Consider the following 19,710-nt stretch of genomic DNA (forward strand, 5'->3'; position numbering starts at 1 on the left):
CTCTCACTGGATGAAACGCGGGCCCGCGCCCGGAAACCGCCATTTTAAGACGTCATCCGGCGGGTCTGCGCCGCGCGGGGCGAAAAAAGACGGCCGCCGGCCGTCTTGTGTCCCTTTGCGACGCCCGCCGGTGCGGGCGTCAGGGGCGTGTTCAGCGGGCGCCGGCGTCCCAGCGTGCGGTCGCTTCGGCCACGCGCCGGCCGAATGCCTTGCCGGTCTCGAGGTCGCCCGGCAGCGGGCCTTCGTCGGGCGTCGCGTCGGCCGGCGATTGCGCGAGCAGGCCCGTGGAGCCGCCGAGGTAGTTGATGTCGTTGCGCGTGGCCGCCTTCGAGTTGGCCGGCATCAGGCTCGTGCCGACCCACACCATCCCGTGCTGCATCGCCAGCGTGACGAAATATTGAATCGTCGAGAACTTGTCGCCGTTCATCGTCGCGGAGTTCGTGAAGCCCGCGGCGACCTTGTCCTTCCACTTCTGCGTGAACCACGCTTTCGACGTGGCATCGGCGAATTGCTTGAACTGCGCCGACGGGCCGCCCATGTAGGTCGGCGCGCCGAAGATGATCGCGTCGGCCGCGTCGAGGGCGGCCCAGCCCGCGTCGTCGAGGTCGCCGACGGCGATCAGGCGCACGTTCGCGCCGGCGTTCTGCGCGCCGGCATGCACGGCCTCGGCCAGTTTCTGCGTGTGACCGTAGCCGCTGTGATAGACGATGACGATGTTCGACATGAAGCGTTCTCCGGAAAGGGACGGGAACGGCGGACCGCAGGCTCGCCGCGTCACGCGCCGCCTGCCGGCGGCGCGACGGTCGCGCGGCAGGAATTGCCGCGGCCGGTGACGACGAGTCTAGCAAGCCGAAATGACGAGACAACGTGCGCGCGGCGCACTGAAATTCGCGGCGGACGGCCATCGCGGCGGCGCCGTCTGGCGGCGCATGGCGCCGCTACTGGCCGTAAGTGACCGTGAATTGCGCGGTGCCGATCGCCAGCGTGCCGATCTCGTGCTCGAACATCGGCGCGGGGCGGCCCTGCGACACGCGCAGGTCGGTGCCTTTCAGCGCGTAGACGGTGATCACGTAGCGGTGCGGCTTGCCGGGCGGCGGGCACGGGCCGCCGTAGCCGTCGCTGCCGAAGTCGTTGCGCGCCTCGCTCGCGCCGATGCGTCGCAGGAAGCCGGATGCGCTCGCGTCGGCCGGCAGGCTCGTGACGGTGGCCGGGATGCCCGCGACGGCCCAGTGCCACCAGCCGTGGCCGGGCGCATCGGGATCGAAGATCGTGACCGCATAGCCGCGCGTGCCGGCCGGCGGGTTGTGCCATGCGAGCTGCGGCGAGCGGTTCGCGCCCTTGCAGTCGCCGCGGTCGAATACGTTCGCGGCGCGCACGCGCCCGCCGGGCGTCAGGTCGTCGCTCGTCACGGTGAACGGGCTTTCCGCGTGTGCGGGCAGCGCCGCGAACACGGCGGCGCAGAGCAGGACGAAGCGGATGGACGGAGACGGGTGACCCGATGGCGCAGGCGGAGTGGTCCGGCGATCCACACGCATATGGCGCTTCTCCCGTCACGTGGGCCGGCCCGATGCTCCCGGCGTTGTTGGCGTTGTGTGTTGCCCGCGCAGCTGATGGCGGCGATGGTTCAAGTCTAGCATTAGGGTTCGATGAACGACGCACGCCGCAGCCCGCGATTGCGCCCGGTCATCGTGCGGATCGACGGACGAAAAAAAACCGCCCGCGATCGGGCGGGCGGTTTTTTCGGCCAGGACGCCGGCATGCAGGCCGGCGCGGCGTCATTCCTTCGGGGCCGTCGCGCCGCCGTGCGCCGCCGACCACTCGGCCGGCGCGTGCAGGAATTTCTCGACTTCGTCGAGCGTCTTCGTTTCGAAGTAGCCGGAGGCCTTCGCGACGCGCAGCACGTCCCACCACGTCGCCAGCGCATGCAGGTCGACGTCGATATCCTTCAGGACCGACACGCTTTCCTTGAAGATGTTGTAGTGGAACAGCACGAAGCAGTGGTTCACCGTCGCGCCCGCGGTGCGCAGCGCGTTGACGAAGTTGATCTTGCTGCGGCTGTCGGTCGTCAGGTCTTCCACCAGCAGCACGCGCGAGCCTTCTTCCAGATGGCCTTCGATCTGCGCGTTGCGGCCGAAACCCTTCGGCTTCTTGCGCACGTACTGCATCGGCACCATCATCCGGTCCGCGATCCAGGCCGCGAACGGGATGCCGGCCGTCTCGCCGCCCGCCACCGCGTCGATCTGCTCGAAGCCGATGTCGCGCGTGATCGTCGTTTCCGCCATTTCCATCAGCGCCCGGCGCACGCGCGGGTACGAGATCAGCTTGCGGCAGTCGATATAGACGGGGCTTGCCCAGCCGGACGTGAAGATGAACGGTTTTTCGGCGTTGAAGTGCACCGCCTGCACTTCGAGCAGGATTTTGGCGGTCGTATCCGAGATCGACTGACGATCGTAGCCTGTCATGGGCATTCCTTGGGTGATGAGCGAGGAGCGGGCGCGGGCCCGGTGGCGCAGCAAGGGGAACCTGCCCAGGGGGCCGGGGCGCGATCGGAGGACCAATCGCATCGCTGCGCGCGTAGCCGGCTATTTTACCCGATTCAGGCCGGTTTTCGGCGGAATTCGCGCAGGTTCGCGTGGCCCCTCACCACCGGCGAAACAAACGGGGCGCGACCGACCCGGTGCCGATGCCTGGGATGCGGCGCTGCACCAACGGGCGTCATTTAGGGGGTGTACACTAGGCGACCCTTAGAAATCGTTCAGTACTTTGTACTTTCCTCTTGCCACCCGCCAAGGTTCGATGGCGTGCCGACCCGGCGCGTCGCGTGCCGTCTCGCAGTCGACCACCCCCTCGATTCAAGCAGACGCGGCCGAAGGTGCTGTGTACTGAGCCGTCAATATTTCGCATGTCTCTCGCAGGTCAATCATGGACGAACAACTGAAGCAGGCCGCTCTCGCTTATCACCTGAATCCGAAACCCGGCAAGATTTCGGTCACCCCCACCAAGCCGCTGTCGAACCAGCTCGATCTGTCGCTCGCGTATTCGCCGGGCGTCGCCGCCGCGTGCGAGGCGATCCACGCCGATCCGCTCGACGCGCAGAAGTACACGTCGCGCGGCAACCTGGTCGGCGTGATCACGAACGGCACGGCCGTGCTCGGCCTCGGCAACATCGGCCCGCTCGCCGCGAAGCCGGTGATGGAAGGCAAGGGCTGCCTCTTCAAGAAATTCGCGGGCATCGACGTGTTCGACATCGAGCTGTCGGAGTCCGACCCCGACAAGCTCGTCGAGGCGATCGCGATGCTCGAGCCGACGCTCGGCGGCATCAACCTCGAGGACATCAAGGCGCCGGAATGCTTCTACATCGAGCAGAAGCTGCGCGAGCGCATGAAGATCCCCGTCTTCCACGATGACCAGCATGGCACCGCGATCATCGCGTCGGCCGCGATCCTGAACGGCCTGAAGGTCGTCGGCAAGAAGCTGTCCGACGTGAAGCTCGTGTGCTCGGGCGCCGGCGCCGCGGCCATCGCGTGCCTGGACCTGCTGGTGAACCTCGGCCTGACGAAGTCGAACATCCTCGTCGCCGATTCGAAGGGCGTGATCTACGAAGGGCGCGGCAACCTCGACCCGTCGAAGCAGCGCTACGCGGCCACCACCGACGCGCGCTCGCTCGCCGACGCGATCGTCGGCGCGGACGTGTTCCTCGGCTGCTCGAGCGCGGGCGTGCTGAAGCAGGACATGGTCAAGACGATGGGCGAGCGCCCGCTGATCCTGGCGCTCGCGAACCCGGAACCGGAAATCCGCCCGGAAGACGCGAAGGCCGTGCGCCCGGACGCGATCGTCGCGACCGGCCGTTCGGACTACCCGAACCAGGTCAACAACGTGCTGTGCTTCCCGTTCATCTTCCGCGGCGCGCTCGACGTCGGCGCGACGACGATCACGGAAGAAATGAAGCTCGCGTGCGTGCGCGCGATCGCCGAGCTGGCGCAAGAAACCGACCAGAGCGAGGAAGTCGCGAAGGCGTACGAAGGCCACTCGCTCGAATTCGGGCCGGACTACCTGATCCCGAAGCCGTTCGACCCGCGCCTGATCATCAAGATCGCGCCGGCCGTCGCGCAAGCCGCGATGGATTCGGGTGTCGCCACGCGCCCGATCCAGGACATGGACGCGTACCGCGAGCAACTCGGCGCGACCGTCTACCGCACCGGCATGGTGATGCGCCCGGTGTTCGCGACCGCGAAGCAGAAGCAGGCCCGCATCGTGTTCGCCGAGGGCGAGGACGAGCGCGTGCTGCGCGCCGCGCAGTTCGTGCTGCAGGAAAAGATCGCCAGGCCGATCATCGTCGGCCGTCCGTCGGTCGTCGACATGCGCCTGCAGAAGATCGGCTCGAAGCTGAAGGCCGGCGTCGATTTCGAAATCGTCGATCCGGAAGACGATGCGCGCTACCACCGCTACTGGCAGGCGTATCAGGAGATCGGCGCGCGCGACGGCGTGACGCCGGAAGTCGCGAAGGCCGCGATGCGCAAGTTCAACACGCTGATCGGCACGATGCTCGTGCACCTGGGCGACGCGGACGGGATGATCTGCGGGATGATCGACACGTTCCACAGCCACCTGAAGTTCATCGAGCAGGTGCTGGGCCGCGCGAAGGGCGCCGAGCACTTCGCCGCGATGAACCTGCTGATGCTGCCGGGCCGCAACCTGTTCGTGTGCGACACGTACGTGAACGAGCTGCCGAGCGCCGAACAGCTGGCCGACATGACGATCCAGGCCGCGGCCGAGATCGAGCGCTTCGGCATCGCGCCGAAGGCCGCGCTGCTGTCGAACTCGAACTTCGGCAGCGCGCCGTCGGCGTCGTCGCGCCGGATGGGCGAGGCCCGCAAACTGATCGTCGAACGCGCACCGAACCTGGAAGTCGACGGTGAAATGCACGGCGACGCGGCACTGTCGGAAGTGATCCGCAAGCAGGCGTTCCCGGGCACGACGCTGTCGGGCGAAGCGAACCTGCTGATCATGCCGAACGTCGAGGCGGCGAACATCGCGTACAACCTGCTGAAGATGGTCGGCGGCGAAGGCGTGACGGTCGGCCCGTTCCTGCTCGGCGCGGCGAAGCCGGTCCACATCCTGACGCCGGCCGCGACCGTGCGCCGGATCATCAACATGACGGCCGTTGCCGCCGCGAACGTGAACACGAAGTAAGTTCGCGCCCGCGTGTGCCGCGCTCGATGCGCGGCGCAATGAAAAACGCCACGGAACGCAGGTTCCGTGGCGTTTTTTTTCGCATGAACCGCAACGGCGGGGCGTCCCGAGCGCGAACGCCTCGCCTGCCGCGTCCCGTTACGCGACCTGCTGGTGCGACTGGCCGCCTGCCGGCGAACGCCACTTCGTCAGCAGCGTGTCCCACTTCCGGCGTACCGCGCGCAGGTTGTTCTCCTTCACGTGGCCGTAGCCGCGAATGCCGTCCGGCAGCGCCGCGAGCTCGAGCGCGAGCGGGCGGTTGGCCGCGTTCAGTTTGCCGAGCACCTCGCCGATCAGCGCTTCGTACTCGCCGATCAGCGCGCGCTCGGTGCGGCGCTCCTCGGTGCGGCCGAACGGATCGAGCCCCGTGCCGCGCAGGAACTTCGCTTTCGCGAGCAGCCGGAACGCCGACATCATCCACGGGCCGTACGCCTTCTTCACGAGATGGCCGTGAGCGTCCGTCTTCGCGAACAGCGGCGGCGCGAGGTGGAATTTCAGCTTCCAGTCGCCTTCGAACTGCGCGCTCAGGCGCGCGAGGAATGCGGGGTCGGACTGCAGTCGCGCGACCTCGTATTCGTCCTTGTACGCCATCAGCTTGAACAGGTTGCGCGCGACCGCTTCGGTCAGTTGCTCCTGCACCGTGTCGCCGTCCGCCAGCGCGCGTTCGGCGGCGCGCACCTTGTCGACGAAGGCCGCATAACGCGAGGCGTACGCGGCATCCTGGTACGCGGTGAGGAATTCCACACGCTTCGCGATCAACGCGTCGACCGCCTTCTTCGTGTGCAGCGCGATCACCGTGGCGCCTTGCGCGGGACGTGCGTCGCCGGCCGCGGCCTGCTTCACGCTGGCGAGGTCGTACGCGGCGCGGCGGCCCCAGTCGAATGCCGCACGGTTCTTCTCGACCGACACCGCATTCAACTCGATCGCACGTTCGAGCGACGCGAGCGTGAGCGGCAGCCAGCCTTTCTGCCACGCGTAGCCGAGCACGAACGGGTTCGTGTAGATTGCGTCGCCGAGCAGCGCGACCGCGAAGCGGTTCGCGTCGATGAAGTCGACCGCGGCGCCTGCCGCCGCGCGGATGTCGTTCTCCGCGGACAGCCCCGGGAATGCCCAGTTCGGGTTCTTGATGAACTCGGCGGTCGGCGTCTGCGCGCTGTTGACGACCACGCGCGTCGTGTCGTGCCGCATCCGCGACGTGCACTCGTCGCCGGCCGTGACGATCGCGTCGCAGCCGATCACGAGGTCGGCTTCGCCCATCGCGATCCGCGTCGCATGGATGTCGGTCGGCGCGTGCGAGATCTGCACGTGGCTCATCACGGCACCGCCCTTCTGCGCGAGGCCGGTGACGTCGAGCACGGTCACGCCCTTGTTTTCCAAGTGCGCGGCCATCCCGAGCAGCGCGCCGATCGTGACGACGCCCGTGCCGCCGACGCCCGTCACGAGCACGCCGTACGCACGGTCGATCTCGGGCAGCGTCGGTTCCGGGATCGGCGGCAGCGCGTTGCCGTCGACCGAAACCGCCTTCGGCTTCTTCAACTGGCCGCCCTCGACCGTGACGAAGCTCGGGCAGAAGCCCTTCACGCACGAGAAATCCTTGTTGCAGCTCGACTGGTTGATCTGGCGCTTCGTGCCGAATTCGGTTTCCAGCGGCTCGACCGACAGGCAGTTCGACTGCACCGAGCAGTCGCCGCAGCCTTCGCACACCGCGTCGTTGATCACGACGCGTTTGGCCGGATCCGGATACGTGCCGCGCTTGCGGCGACGGCGCTTCTCGGTCGCGCAGGTCTGGTCGTAGATCAGGATCGTCGTACCCTCGATCTCGCGCAGCTCGCGCTGCACGTCGTCGAGCTGGTCGCGGTGATGGACCGTCACGCCCGGCGCGAGCAGCGCCTTCTGGCTGTCGTACTTCTCCGGCTCGTCGGTCACGATCACGATCTTCTTCGCGCCTTCGGACGCGAGCTGGTGCGTGATCTGCGGCACCGTCAGCACGCCGTCGACCGGCTGGCCGCCCGTCATCGCGACGGCGTCGTTGTAGAGGATCTTGTAGGTGATGTTCGCCTTCGACGAAATCGCCGCGCGCACGGCCAGCAGGCCCGAGTGGAAGTAGGTGCCGTCGCCGAGGTTCGCGAACACGTGCTTCTCGTCCGTGAACGGCGCCTGGCCGATCCACGGCACGCCTTCGCCTCCCATCTGGCTGAAGGTGCTCGTGCTGCGGTCCATCCACACGGTCATGTAGTGGCAGCCGATGCCGGCGATCGCCCGCGAGCCTTCCGGCACGTTGGTCGACGTGTTGTGCGGGCAGCCCGAGCAGAACCACGGCTTGCGCTCGGTCTGCACATGCGGCTTCGCGAGCGCCATTTCCTTCGCGTTGATCACCGCGAGCCGCGCGGCGATGCGCGCGCGCACGTCGGACGGCAGCTCGAACTTCTCGAGGCGCGTCGCGATCGCCTTCGCGATGATCGCCGGCGACAGCTCGTAGTGCGCGGGCAGCAGCCAGTTGCCCATCGGCACCGACCATTCGCCGCCGGCGCCGTCCTTCTCGTCGAACTTGCCGAACACGCGCGGGCGCTGGCCGTCCGGCCAGTTGTACAGCTCTTCCTTGATCGCGTATTCGAGAATCTGGCGCTTTTCCTCGACGACCAGGATTTCGTCGAGGCCGCGCGCGAACGCCTGCGCGCCCTGTGCTTCGAGCGGCCATACGCAGCCGACCTTGTAGAGCCGGATGCCGATCCGCGCGCAGGTGTCGTCGTCGAGGCCGAGATCGGTCAGCGCCTGGCGCACGTCGAGATACGCCTTGCCGCCCGTCATGATCCCGAAGCGCGCGTTCGGCGAATCGATCTCGATCCGGTCGAGCTTGTTCGCGCGCACATAAGCGAGCGCGGCATACCACTTGTAGTCGAGCAGCCGCGCTTCCTGCACGAGCGGCGGGTCGGGCCAGCGGATGTTCAGCCCGCCTTCCGGCAGGATGAAATCGGTCGGCAGCACGATCTCGGTGCGATGCGGGTCGATGTCGACCGACGCCGACGATTCGACGACATCCGTCACGCACTTGAGCGCGACCCACAGGCCCGAGTAGCGGCTCATCGCCCAGCCGTGCAGGCCGAAATCGAGATATTCCTGCACGTTGGACGGGAACAGCACGGGCAGGCCGCACGCCTTGAAGATGTGTTCGGACTGGTGCGCGAGCGTCGACGATTTCGCCGCGTGGTCGTCGCCGGCGAGCACCAGCACGCCGCCGTGCTGCGACGAGCCGGCCGAGTTCGCGTGCTTGAAGACGTCGCCGGTGCGGTCGACGCCGGGGCCCTTGCCGTACCACATGCCGAACACGCCGTCGTGCTTCGCGCCGGGGTACAGGTTCACCTGCTGCGAGCCCCATACGGCGGTGGCGGCGAGATCTTCGTTGAGGCCGGGCTGGAAGACGATCTGGTGGGCCGCCAGATGCTGCTTGGCTTTCCAGAGCGACAGATCGAGGCCGCCGAGCGGCGAGCCGCGGTAGCCGGAGATGAAGCCGGCCGTATTGAGACCGGCGGCGCGGTCGCGTTCCTGCTGGAGCATCGGCAGGCGCACGAGGGCCTGGATGCCGCTCATGTACGCGCGACCGCGCTCGAGTGTGTATTTGTCGTCAAGCGTGACGGACTTCAGCGCGGCTTCTAGCGACGCGCGTTGGTCTGCGTCTAGCGGGGCATTCATTAACTGTCTCCTCCACCCGGTCTGGGATCACCAAAACTTCGGTTGCGTCGGCATCTTTTGGATGCGTCGGCAGTGGCCGGCATGTTCGCCGGTTTTAAGCGATGGTAGCACTGGGGCAAACCCGCCGCCCATCGGTTCGAATGCGCTTGGAAGGCAGGTGGAATGGCGGCGGCGCACCGAAAAAAGGGGCGTGATGATGCGTTACATCATGTAAAAGCATGTAAAGCCGCGTCCATCTGCGAGCAAATGCCGTTAATCTTGTCGGCCTGCCGGAGGTGCCCGGTCGCGTCGGCTCGTTTCGACGCAATCGGGGAGGCGCCGGCAGTTTTACAGGAGGTGCAATGAACACACGTCATATCCAGAGTTTCCTGATCGTGTCCGCCGCGTTTTTCGCGATGACCGGCCCGGTGCGCGCGCAAGGCGCGAGCGCACTGGCGGCAGCCGGCGCGCAGATGCGTCAGATCGTGCCGGCCCAGGACGCCGCCGCGCAGCCGTCGGCCGAGCGCGCCGTCGAGTCGAAGGCGAACGCGCGTTGATCCGGTCGCGCGGCCGGCAGGCCGCGCCGGAATGAGAGAAGGGCGGGAATCCTCGGATTCCCGCCCTTTTTCTTTGCGCCGCCGGATCGTGCGGGCGGCCCGGTTGCCCGAGGCCGCCGCTTGCCGAGTGCGTCAGGCCTTGTCCTGCACGACGCCGCGGCGGATCTGGTCGAGTTCGATCGACTCGAACAGCGCCTTGAAGTTGCCTTCGCCGAAGCCCTGGTTGCCCTTGCGCTGGATGATCTCGAAGAAGATCGGCCCGATCTGGTTCTCGGTGAAGATCTGCAGCAGCAGGTCGTCGCGCGCGCCGTCGATCAGGATCTTGCGCTTCTTCAGTTCGTCCAGCGATTCGCCGTGGTTCGGCACGCGGCGGTCGACCAGCTCGTAATACGTGTCGATCGTGTCGAGCAGTTTCACTTCCTTGCTGCGCAGGCCGTCGACCGCCTGGTAGATGTCGCTCGCGCCGAGCGCGATGTGCTGGATCCCTTCGCCGTGGTACGCGTCCAGGTATTCCTGGATCTGGCCGGCCGTTTCCGAGCCTTCCTCGTTGATCGGGATGCGGATCTTGCCGCACGGCGACGTCATCGCCTTCGACTTCACGCCCGTCACCTTGCCTTCGATGTCGAAGTAACGCACTTCGCGGAAGTTGAACAGGCGCTCGTAGAACTCGGCCCATTCCTGCATGCGGCCGCGGTGCACGTTGTGCGTCAGGTGGTCGATGTACGTCAGGCCGTGGCCGACCGGGTTCGGGTTCGCGCCGGCGATCGGCTCGAAGTCGACGTCATAGATGCTGATGTCGCCGATCGCGCCCGGCTGCGCGCCGTTCTTGCCGCGCCAGCGGTCGACGAAATAGATCAGCGAATCGCCGATGCCCTTGATCGCCGGGATGTTCAGCTCCATCGGGCCCGTCTTGTTGTCGAAGCCCCACGCGCCGAGGTCGAGCGCGCGCTGGTACGCCTTCGCGGCGTCCTGCACGCGGAATGCGATCGCGCAGATCGACGGGCCGTGCAGGCGCGCGAAGCGTTGCGCGAACGAGTCGGGTTCGGCGTTGATGATGAAGTTGATGTCGCCCTGGCGGTACACCGTCACGTCCTTGTGGCGGTGGCGTGCGATCGCGGTGAAACCCATCCGCTCGAACAGTTGTCCGAGCGCTTTCGGGTCCGGCGCCGTGTATTCGATGAATTCGAAGCCGTCGGTGCCGACGGGGTTGTCCCAGTTGGGGATCTGCATGTCGTGTCTCCTGTGCGGGGCGGTCGGCCCGGGGCGACGTCCGCCTGCCTGGCCTGGTTCGATGTCGACGGCCGCACATGCCCGGGCGTGCGCGGCGAATCGATACATGCGACAGAGTGTAGCGGGCGGGCACGAGCGGAAACTTGCGAACTTAATCGCCGCCCCCTACGATGGCGCAATTTCCAGCCTTGAAACAATCATTGGAGGGCAGAAGATGGCGCAAGCCGAACTGGATGCCATCGACCGGCGGATTCTCGCGATTCTTCAGGAGAACGGGCGCCTGTCGAACCAGGAGATCGCCGAGCGCGTGAACCTGTCGCCGAGCCCGTGCCTGCGGCGGATCCGGCGGCTCGAGGAGATCGGCGTGATCACCGGTTATGTCGCGCTGCTGAACCCGCAGAAGCTCGGGCTCGACCTGCTCGCGTACGTGAGCGTGCGGCTCGAGAAGCGCGGCGGCCTGGCGCCGATGCGGGTCGACGAGACGTCGGCACGCGCGGGCGCGACCCATGCGGAGCTGTTCCGCGCGGCCGTGCAGACCTGGCCGGAAGTGGTCGCGTGCCACGCGATGACGGGGGACATGGATTACCTGCTGCGCGTGCAGGTGGAGGACATGGCGCATTTCTCCCGCTTCGTGCAGGAGCACTTGCTGCATCACCCGTCGGTGATCGACGTGAAGACGAGCTTTTCGCTCGAATGCTTCAAGGAGACGACGGCGTTGCCGATTCGCTCGGTGCGCTAGTGTGGAGGAAAGGGCGGGAACCGGGCGCGCCGCTGGCGCACCCGGCCGGCCGATGTCAGGCCGTCAGTGCGGCGGGCATCAGCGATTCGATGAACTTCGTGGTGCGGCGCGCCTGGCGCTTCATCGCGTAGTCGAACACCGCGGCCTGTTCCTGCAGCATCTCGGCGATGATCGTCGAGTGGTCGGCTGGCGGCAGCGACAGGTACGCATCGGCTTCGCCATACGCGTACTCGATCCGCATCCCGGACTTCTTCGCGATGTGCATCATCGTCGCGTTACGCGACAGGCAATGCATGTACAGCATCGTCACGTGCGTATTGCGGCTGCGGATCGCCGCGCGCTCGAACAGCTTCGAGCCGACGCCGCGGCCGCGTGCGCTTTCGAGCACCGACACGCCGAATTCGGCCGTGCGCTTGTCGCCCTCGGCCGGCAGGTAGGCCAGGTGGCCGACGCCGATCAGTTCGAGGTCGTGGTCGAACACGCCGAACACGGTGTCGCGACCGAAGTCGATCGTGCGGACATAGTTCTCGATCACGTGGTCGGGCACCATCTGGCCGAAGCGCAGCAGGCGGTCCTCTTCGCCGAGCGAGAGAAAATGGGTGAGCATCTGCTCACGGTCTTTGGAAGCCAGTTCCCTGACGAGAACCGGCGCACTGCCGACCGTGCCGGCGACTGCGGCGGGGCCGTTGAATTGCGTGTTCATCGTGGGTTCCTCAGTGTGTGGCTGCACAAGCGGGTTGTGCAATGCAACAACATTTTACCCGACAGGGGTTGGGGAAAACCCGTATTTGACGTTGTTTGTGCCGAGGAGAAATTCTAAACCCGCTTAGTTCATTTGCTATCTATTTGATTTTTAACGGATTTAAAATTCATCATATGAAACGCGCGACGGGCGATCGCAGTGTACCCGTCACGCAACGCATGCTGCTGCGCGGCAATCAGGCCGCCGTCGACAGCCCGCGTTCGATCAGGTCGATCACCTGCTCCGCGAAGTCGCGATAGCCGAGGCGGCCGCCCGGCTTCAGCCACGTGAACGTCCAGTTGATCATTCCGAACACCATCATCGTCACCGATGTCTGGTTTTCCTTCGAGATGCGGTCCGGGTACGCGCGGGCGAGCTGCCGCGTGAATGCCGCGACGATGTCGCGCTGGCGGTCGAGCACGATTTCGCGCTGCGCGTCCTCGAGATACTTCACGTCGTTGAGCAGCGCGACGTGCCGGCTGTGCGACGTCTCGTATTCGGCGAGGAACGCGCGCACGAGCTCGGCGAACGCGTCGCGTTCGCTCAGGCCGCGCCGCTGGCTCGCGCCTTCGACCTCGGCGATGATCAACATCAGCCGTTTGGTATAGCGGTCGAGCAGGTCGAACAGGATCGCTTCCTTGCTCTCGTAATAGTGATAGAGGCGTGCCTTCGACGTGCCGCTCGCGGTCGCGAGATCGGACATCGACGTGCTCGGATAGCTCGTCTGCGCGAATTTCTCGGCGGCCAGATCGAGGATCTGTTCGCGCTGGGATTCGTGGTCGGGCGCTCGGGTACGGGCCATGGTCAAATGGGGAAGATTAGCGGTGCGCGAAAGCCGCGCGGGCCGCGCGCACCTGCGTGGAAGAGAGGGCTTCGGGCGCGTCGTCCTGCAACTCGAGCCGGCCGGCTGCCGCCAGTGCGCGGCAGCGCCACCAGGCGATCGAATCGCTGACGAACAGCCCGCCGCGGTCGGCGGCGGCCATGATGCTGCCGACGAGGCGCCGCGCGGGCAGCCAGTCGGTTTCGGCGTGCGAGACGATCAGCGCGTCGAGATCGGCATAGTAGCCGCTCTTGATCGTGTTGCTGACCCAGTAGCGCAGTTCGGCGTTCAGGTGTTTCGCCTCCTGCCATTCGAGTGCGAGGCGGCCGATGCGCAGCACCGAGACCGGCGCGGCCGCCGGGCGTTTGCGCGCCAGTTCCGCGGGCGAGAACATCCCGGTCGAGCATGCCTGGTCGGTGCGCGACAGCGCCCTGCGCTGTGCCGGGTCGAAATCGGCGGCCGACAGCCGTACCTCGTTCAGGCGCTGCGGCACGTTGCGCAGGTGGTAGGCGACGCGGCGCAGCAGCAGCTTGTCGCCGACGCTCGGCGCGTGCCATACGACCACCTGGCCCGCGTCCATCGCGAGTTGGTCGAGACGCGCGAATTCGCCCTCGATTTCCGCGTTCCAGTCGGGGATCTGGTCGCCGAGCACGTCGTGCCAGAAGGCGGCGCGCGTGTCGGGCGTCTCGTCGGCGCCCTTGAGCGGTCCGACGCCGAGATCGTCGAGCAAACCGACGACGTGCTCGTCGCGCCCGGCTTGCGCGAGTGCCTCGCGCAGCGACGCGGCGGCGGTGCCGCCCTGAATCACATGAATGGTACTCATCGGCCTGTCGTCAACAAAAGAAAACCGCCGGCCGGGCGGACGTCGCGATGTCCAGCCGGCCGGCGGCCCCTAGTGTAAGCGAGATGTGTGACGGCGAGAAACCGCCCGGAGCCGCGGCGCAATGCCGCTCAACGCTCGTCGTAGCTCACGACGACCTTGTCGCTGATCGGGTGGCACTGGCACGTGAGCACGAAACCGTCCTTCACTTCGTGCTCTTCGAGCGTGTAGTTCTTCTCCATGCGCACCTCGCCTTCGATCACCTTCGCGCGGCACGTGCAGCACACGCCGCCCTTGCACGCGTACGGCAGCGCGAGGCCCGCGCGCAGGCCGACATCGAGCAGGCTCACGCCTTCGTATGGCAGGCGCAGCTTGCGCTTCTTGCCGTCGAGCACGATTTCGAGGTCGGCGGCCGGCGTCTGCTCGGTGATTTCGACGGCCGGCGCGCCGGCTTGCGGCAGCGGCGTGCCGAAGCGCTCGACATGCATCTTCGCCTGCGGCACGCCGGCCGCCTTCAGCGCGGCTTCCGCCGCGTCCATCATCGGCGCCGGGCCGCAGATGAACGCTTCGTCGATCGCGTCGGCGGGCGTCAGCGTGCGGAGGAATTCCGCGCATTTCGCCTGGTCGAGCACGCCGTTGAACAGCTCCACGTCCTGCAGGTCGTCCGACAGCACGTGATAGAGGACGAAGCGGTTCATGTAGCGGTTCTTCAGGTCCTCGAGCTCCTCCGCGAACATGATCGCGTCGACGCTGCGGTTCCCGTAGATCAGCGTGAAGGTGCTGCGCGGCTCGAGTTCGAGCGTCGTCTTCACGATCGCGAGCACCGGCGTGATCCCCGAGCCGCCGGAAAACGCGACGTACTGCTTGCCGTGGTCGGCGTTCAGGTGCGTGAAGAAGCGGCCGTCCGGCGTCATCACGTCGATCGTGTGGCCGGGTTTCAGCGTGTCGAACGCGAAGTTCGAGAAGCGGCCGCCGCGCACGCGCTTGATGCCGATGCGCAGTTCGCCGTCGCGGTCGTAATCCGTCGTGCCGACGCAGATCGAATACGAGCGGCGCGTTTCCTCGCCGTCGATGTGGGTCTTCAGCGTGACGAACTGGCCCTGCGTGAAGCGGTACGCGTCGCGCAGCTCGGGCGGCACGTCGAACGAGACGGTGACGGCGTCGGCGGTCTCGGGCCGCACGTCGCGGATACGCAGCGGATGAAATTGCGGGGTCGCCATATTCAGTAGGGTTTGAAGTAGTCGAAGGGTTCGCGGCAGTCGACGCAGCGATACAGCGCCTTGCAGGCCGTGGACGCGAATTGCGCGAGACGCTCGGTGCGGGCGGAGCCGCAGCGCGGGCAGGCGGGCGCCGCGACCGGCCGCGGCACGAAGCGCACGACGTTTTCCCGTGGCGCGGCGCTGCCGCACTGGCCGACCGGCGGCGCGATGCCGTACGCGCGCAGCTTGTCGCGCGCCTCCTGCGTGATCCAGTCGGTCGTCCACGCGGGCGCGAGTACCGTCTCGATCCGGTGCGGCGGCAGGTCGGCGGCCTGCAGCGCGGCGGCGATGTCCTCGGCGATCTGCGACATGGCCGGGCAGCCCGAGTAGGTCGGCGTGATCACGACCTCGAGCTGGCCGTCGTCCGCGCGGCGGACGTCGCGCAGGATGCCGAGTTCGCGGATCGACACGACCGGAATCTCGGGATCGGGCACGGCTTCCAGCACGTCCCACGCGCGGGCGAGCAGCGGATCGTCGTGGCGCGCGGCGGGTGTGGCGTGGGAGGGGGCAGCGGTCTGGACGGACATCGTCGGGCTCCGTGGCGTTGGCCGGTTACCAGGTTGCGCCGGGATGCTGGCGCGCGAGGCTCTGCATTTCGGCGAGCAGGTAGCCCATGTGCTCCGAGTGCTCGCCCTGCTTGCCGGTCGTCACGTGTTTCACGGGCGCCGGCAGCGCGAGCGTCGCCTCGGCGAGCGCATCGTCCACGTCCGCGCGCCACGCGGCTTCGAGCGCGGCCGGCGCCGGGCCGATGCCCGAAGCGGCGATCGCGTTGTCGATCGCATCGGCCGCGAAGCATTCGCGCGTGTACGGCATCAGGTAGTCGAGCGCATCCTGCGCGCGGCGATGCGATGCGTCGGTGCCGTCGCCGAGGCGCACGAGCCACTCGCGGGCGTGCTGCACGTGATAGCGGGTTTCCTTCACCGATTTCGCGGCGATCGCGGCGAGCTGCGTGTCGGTCGACGTTTCCAGTGCGCTCCATACGTGCAGCATCAATGCCGCGTACAGGAAGTTGCGCACGATCGTCACCGCATAGTCCTTGTCGGCGTGCGCGGTGCCGGAGACCGGGCCGTAGTGCGGCAGCTCGGCGAGCGTGAAGTTCGCGAATTCGCGCTCGGTACGGAAGTACGCGTAGTCGTCCTCGGTCTTCGTCGTGCCGTTGAGCTGACGCTCGAGCTCGGCCGCGTGCGTATACAGCATGCGCGCCTGGCCGATGAGGTCGAGGCTCATGTTGGTGAGCGCGATGTCTTCCTCGAGGATCGGGCCGTGGCCGCACCATTCGGCGTTGCGCTGACCGAGGATCAGCGCGTTGTCCGCGAGGCGCAGCACGTAGGAGAGGTGTTCGGGCGTGATCGTCATGGCGCGGGCGTTACATGTGGTTGACTTCGTCGGGCAGCGTGTAGAACGTCGGGTGACGGTAGATCTTGTCGCCCGCCGGTTCGAACAGCTCGGCCTTCTCGTTCGGGTCCGACGCGGTGATCGCCGACGACGGCACCACCCAGATGCTCACGCCTTCCTGGCGCCGCGTGTAGACGTCGCGCGCCATGCGCAGCGCCATCGTCGCGTCGGCGGCGTGCAGACTGCCGCAATGCTTGTGGTCGAGGCCCTGCTTGCTGCGCACGAACACTTCCCAGATCGGCCATTCCTTGTTCATCACTTTCTCCTGATTCCTGAATTCGGGTGTTGCCGCTCAGGCGGCGTGCTGTTCGGCGCGGGCGCGGCGCTTCGCCTCGTGCGCGAGCGCGGCTTCGCGTACCCATGCGCCGTCCTCGTGCGCTTTCACGCGGGTCGCGAGGCGTTCCTTGTTGCAAGGGCCGTCGCCGTTGACCACGCGCCAGAATTCGTCCCAGTCGATCGTGCCGTAGTCGTGGTGGCCGCGCGCTTCGTTCCATTTCAGGTCGGGGTCGGGCAGCGTCACGCCGAGCACCTTCGCCTGGTCGACCGTCGCGTCGACGAATTTCTGCCGCAGGTCGTCGTTCGAGATCCGCTTGATGCCCCATTTCGCGGACTGGCTGCTATGGACCGAGTCGGCGTCGCTCGGGCCGAACATCATCAGCACCGGCCACCACCAGCGGTCCACGGCCTGCTGGACCATCGCGCGCTGGGCGTCGCTGCCCTTCATCATCGACAGCAGTGCGTCGAAACCCTGACGCTGGTGGAACGACTCTTCCTTGCACACGCGGATCATCGCGCGAGCGTAGGGGCCATACGTGCAGCGGCACAGCGGGATCTGGTTCATGATCGCGGCGCCGTCGACCAGCCAGCCGATCACGCCGACGTCGGCCCAGGTCGGCGTCGGGTAGTTGAAGATGCTCGAATATTTCGCCTTGCCGGCGTGCAGTGCGTCGATCAGCGAATCGCGCGACACGCCGAGCGTTTCGGCCGCGCTATAAAGATAGAGGCCGTGGCCGGCTTCGTCCTGGACCTTCGCGAGCAGGATCGCCTTGCGCTTCAGGCTCGGCGCGCGCGAGATCCAGTTGCCTTCCGGCAGCATGCCGACGACTTCCGAATGCGCGTGCTGCGAGATCTGGCGTACCAGCGTCTTGCGGTATGCGTCGGGCATCCAGTCCTGCGGTTCGATCTTGCCGTCGGCTGCCATCACCGCGTCGAACCGCGCCTGCTCGGGCGACTCGGCTGCGGCGTCGAGCGGTGCGACGTTGCCGGGGATGTCGAGGGATTGCGTGTACATGGCGAGACTCTCGTCCGGTTGAATGTGTGCGAAGTATAAACCAACCGACCGGTCGGTTAATAAATTTCTTGCGGATTTGCGGCGAGACTCGGGTAAACGAGGGACGTCGGGGCGCGATCGGGCGACGCAGCGCGTTCCCGCACGCGAGCCTCGCGCCTTCTGCGGCACAATGCCCGCTTTCCGATGAGGATTTTGCCGATGTCATTCCGAAGCAGTTTCGCCGCGGCCATGCTGGGTGCGGCCGTTCTCGTGTCGCCGCTTGCTGCGTTCGCCGCGCCGGCCGGATGGGTTGCCGCGTGGGCCACCGCGCTGCAGCCGATTCCCGACCTTGCTGCGCCGCCGCCGCTCTACCGCGCGCCCGACGTGGCCGGGCGCGCCGTGCGCCAGATCGTGTACCCGACGGTGTCGGGGCGCGCCGCGCGGATTCGCGTCAGCAATGCGTACGGCCGTGCGCCGCTGGTCATCGAGGCCGCGAGCCTCGCGCGCGCCGGCGAGGGGGCGGCGCTCGCCGGCGGCGCGGTCGCGTCGGTCCGGTTCGGCGGCAAGCCGTCCGTGACGCTCGCGCCCGGCCAGGAGATCGAAAGCGATCCGGTGGCCATCGACGTGGCGTTCGCGCAGCCGTATGCGATCAGTCTCCAGATGGGGCCAAACCAGCGGATGACGGTCTGGCACCGCGTGTCGAACCAGTTCAACTATGTGTCTGCGCCGGGCGATCACGTGAACGATCCCGGCGTCGCCGCGTTCCGTACCCGTTTTACTCAATATGCCTGGGTGACCGAGCTGGCAGTCGAAACAGGTCCCGCGCGCGCGAGTATCGCCGCGATCGGCGACTCGATCACCGACGGGCTGCGCTCCAGCGTGAACCGGAACCGCCGCTGGCCTGACGCACTCGCGCGCCGGCTGACGGCGTCGGGGGCCGATTCGATCAGTGTCGTGAATCTGGGCATCAGCGGGAACCGGCTGCTCAGCGATTCCGCGTGCTACGGCACGTCGCTGGCGTCGCGGTTCGAGCGCGATGCGCTGTCGCGTGCGGGTGTGAAGGCGGCGGTCGTGCTGATCGGCATCAACGACATCAACTTCGCGGCGATGCCGCCGCGCGCGGGGCTCGATTGCGACCACCCGCATACGCAGGTGACGGCCGCGTCGCTGATCGACGGCTACCGCCGGCTGATCGAGGCGGCGCACCGCCAGGGCGTGAAGGTTTACGGCGCGACGCTCACGCCGGCGGCGTTGCCGGCCGGGCGTGAAGCGATCCGGCTCGAGGTGAACCGGTGGATCCGGAGCGGCGGCGGGTTCGACGGCGTGGTCGATTTCGATGCGGTGCTGCGCGATCCGGCGCGCCCGAGCGTGCTGCAGCGCCGATATGACAGCGGCGACGGTATTCATCCGAGCGACGCGGGCTACACGGCGATGGCCGACGCGGTGCCGATCGAGCAGCTGCAGGCTGCGGCCGGCGGCAAGTGATGAGGCTCTATATATAGAGAGAAGTGTGGTCGGCGACGGTGCGGGCGTCGTTGTCGCGTCGCCCGTCGAACCCCCAGCCCCCGTGCGCGGCAGCGCACGGGGGCTTTTTCAAACTTTTTTCACAAAGGGCTTGCGTGGGCGGCGCGAGGTGCATAGAATCACGCCTCTTTCGCGCTCACGGAAACGCGGCGCGGGAGGAAGGGAAGCAGTGCGGTTGAGGCTTGGCGGGAACGGCCTCGGCGGTACGGAAGTTGAGCCCCGCGGTCGCAACGACGTAGTGCAAAAAGTTGTTGACGAGCTGCGAAACACGGTTCATAATCTCGCTTCTCTGCTGCTGAAAACGCAGCGCTGCCGGGAAACACGATGTTCCTCGCAGATTGCTCTTTAAAAATTAACAGCCGATAAGTGTGGGCGCTTGATGGCAGCGAGCTGATCCTCGGATCAGATAGCGAAAGTATCAAGAGTCTCACACTAAAGTAAGTCAGGTTTATG

17 protein-coding genes and 1 pseudogene are annotated in these 19,710 nt (G+C 66.7%); 4 read left to right on the plus strand and 14 right to left on the minus strand.

The features are described from left to right. Positions 1 to 151: 151 nt before the first annotated feature. From G3N62_RS20820 to G3N62_RS20830, 3 genes are all read right to left on the minus strand, one after another. The gene (locus tag G3N62_RS20820; RefSeq protein ID WP_124671130.1) at positions 152 to 724 is read right to left on the minus strand and encodes a flavodoxin family protein; all 573 of its coding nucleotides are present in this window, start codon (positions 722 to 724) and stop codon (positions 152 to 154) included. Between the two features lie 214 nt (positions 725 to 938). Further along, entirely contained in the window at positions 939 to 1,535 is a 597-nt protein-coding gene (locus G3N62_RS20825) for a YbhB/YbcL family Raf kinase inhibitor-like protein (RefSeq protein ID WP_124608566.1), read from the minus strand. A 240-nt stretch (positions 1,536 to 1,775) separates the two neighbouring features. Continuing rightward, on the minus strand, positions 1,776 to 2,462 hold the full coding sequence (locus G3N62_RS20830) for an orotate phosphoribosyltransferase (RefSeq protein WP_006482887.1): 687 nt from the start codon (positions 2,460 to 2,462) through the stop codon (positions 1,776 to 1,778). A 460-nt stretch (positions 2,463 to 2,922) separates the two neighbouring features. Here G3N62_RS20830 and G3N62_RS20835 point away from each other — a divergent pair, with 460 nt between their 5' ends. Continuing rightward, positions 2,923 to 5,193 (plus strand): NADP-dependent malic enzyme, encoded by a 2,271-nt coding sequence (locus G3N62_RS20835; RefSeq protein ID WP_124608565.1) that lies wholly within the window; start codon positions 2,923 to 2,925, stop codon positions 5,191 to 5,193. Positions 5,194 to 5,331: 138 nt separating this feature from the next. On the opposite strand, the gene G3N62_RS20840 is transcribed toward G3N62_RS20835, so the two are convergent. After that, positions 5,332 to 8,922: an indolepyruvate ferredoxin oxidoreductase family protein gene (locus G3N62_RS20840; protein WP_124671131.1), complete on the minus strand. Its 3,591-nt coding sequence runs from the start codon at positions 8,920 to 8,922 to the stop codon at positions 5,332 to 5,334. 341 nt (positions 8,923 to 9,263) lie between these two features. Here G3N62_RS20840 and G3N62_RS20845 point away from each other — a divergent pair, with 341 nt between their 5' ends. Next, positions 9,264 to 9,458 carry a hypothetical protein gene (locus G3N62_RS20845; RefSeq protein WP_049028196.1) on the plus strand — a complete coding sequence of 65 codons (195 nt, stop codon included), beginning with the start codon at positions 9,264 to 9,266 and terminating at the stop codon, positions 9,456 to 9,458. Positions 9,459 to 9,590: 132 nt separating this feature from the next. Here G3N62_RS20845 and hppD read toward each other — a convergent pair whose 3' ends face one another. Beyond that, positions 9,591 to 10,688, minus strand: coding sequence for a 4-hydroxyphenylpyruvate dioxygenase (gene hppD / locus G3N62_RS20850; RefSeq protein WP_034188022.1), 1,098 nt, complete (start codon positions 10,686 to 10,688; stop codon positions 9,591 to 9,593). A 214-nt stretch (positions 10,689 to 10,902) separates the two neighbouring features. Between hppD and G3N62_RS20855 the strand changes: the two genes are divergently transcribed. Next, positions 10,903 to 11,427 (plus strand): Lrp/AsnC family transcriptional regulator, encoded by a 525-nt coding sequence (locus tag G3N62_RS20855; protein WP_034188021.1) that lies wholly within the window; start codon positions 10,903 to 10,905, stop codon positions 11,425 to 11,427. A 55-nt stretch (positions 11,428 to 11,482) separates the two neighbouring features. Here G3N62_RS20855 and G3N62_RS20860 read toward each other — a convergent pair whose 3' ends face one another. The 8 genes from G3N62_RS20860 to paaA all read right to left on the minus strand — a co-directional run bounded on the left by G3N62_RS20860 (position 11,483) and on the right by paaA (position 17,754). After that, on the minus strand, positions 11,483 to 12,130 hold the full coding sequence (locus G3N62_RS20860) for a GNAT family N-acetyltransferase (RefSeq protein WP_059559326.1): 648 nt from the start codon (positions 12,128 to 12,130) through the stop codon (positions 11,483 to 11,485). A 235-nt stretch (positions 12,131 to 12,365) separates the two neighbouring features. Then, the gene (locus G3N62_RS20865; RefSeq protein ID WP_006482923.1) at positions 12,366 to 12,971 is read right to left on the minus strand and encodes a TetR/AcrR family transcriptional regulator; all 606 of its coding nucleotides are present in this window, start codon (positions 12,969 to 12,971) and stop codon (positions 12,366 to 12,368) included. Between the two features lie 16 nt (positions 12,972 to 12,987). Next, on the minus strand, positions 12,988 to 13,812 hold the full coding sequence (locus tag G3N62_RS20870; RefSeq protein ID WP_124671132.1) for a DUF1835 domain-containing protein: 825 nt from the start codon (positions 13,810 to 13,812) through the stop codon (positions 12,988 to 12,990). Positions 13,813 to 13,940: 128 nt separating this feature from the next. Continuing rightward, on the minus strand, positions 13,941 to 15,029 hold the full coding sequence (gene paaE / locus G3N62_RS20875; protein ID WP_124671133.1) for a 1,2-phenylacetyl-CoA epoxidase subunit PaaE: 1,089 nt from the start codon (positions 15,027 to 15,029) through the stop codon (positions 13,941 to 13,943). Positions 15,030 to 15,031: 2 nt separating this feature from the next. Beyond that, positions 15,032 to 15,595 (minus strand): 1,2-phenylacetyl-CoA epoxidase subunit PaaD, encoded by a 564-nt coding sequence (gene paaD, locus G3N62_RS20880; protein WP_034188017.1) that lies wholly within the window; start codon positions 15,593 to 15,595, stop codon positions 15,032 to 15,034. A gap of 25 nt (positions 15,596 to 15,620) precedes the next feature. Beyond that, positions 15,621 to 16,424, minus strand: coding sequence for a 1,2-phenylacetyl-CoA epoxidase subunit PaaC (gene paaC / locus G3N62_RS20885; RefSeq protein ID WP_034188016.1), 804 nt, complete (start codon positions 16,422 to 16,424; stop codon positions 15,621 to 15,623). A 10-nt stretch (positions 16,425 to 16,434) separates the two neighbouring features. Beyond that, positions 16,435 to 16,719: a 1,2-phenylacetyl-CoA epoxidase subunit PaaB gene (gene paaB, locus G3N62_RS20890; protein WP_034188015.1), complete on the minus strand. Its 285-nt coding sequence runs from the start codon at positions 16,717 to 16,719 to the stop codon at positions 16,435 to 16,437. A 36-nt stretch (positions 16,720 to 16,755) separates the two neighbouring features. Beyond that, positions 16,756 to 17,754, minus strand: a complete 999-nt coding sequence (paaA, locus tag G3N62_RS20895) for a 1,2-phenylacetyl-CoA epoxidase subunit PaaA (protein WP_006477414.1) — start codon at positions 17,752 to 17,754, stop codon at positions 16,756 to 16,758. Between the two features lie 198 nt (positions 17,755 to 17,952). Here paaA and G3N62_RS20900 point away from each other — a divergent pair, with 198 nt between their 5' ends. Next, the gene (locus tag G3N62_RS20900; RefSeq protein ID WP_124671134.1) at positions 17,953 to 19,218 is read left to right on the plus strand and encodes an SGNH/GDSL hydrolase family protein; all 1,266 of its coding nucleotides are present in this window, start codon (positions 17,953 to 17,955) and stop codon (positions 19,216 to 19,218) included. Positions 19,219 to 19,376: 158 nt separating this feature from the next. Here the strand turns inward: G3N62_RS20900 and G3N62_RS20905 are convergent. Next, positions 19,377 to 19,710, minus strand: a pseudogene (locus tag G3N62_RS20905) (hypothetical protein); the annotation flags it as partial.

This window comes from Burkholderia sp. Tr-20355 (assembly GCF_017104685.1).
GTDB classification, from domain to species: Bacteria; Pseudomonadota; Gammaproteobacteria; order Burkholderiales; family Burkholderiaceae; genus Burkholderia; species Burkholderia seminalis.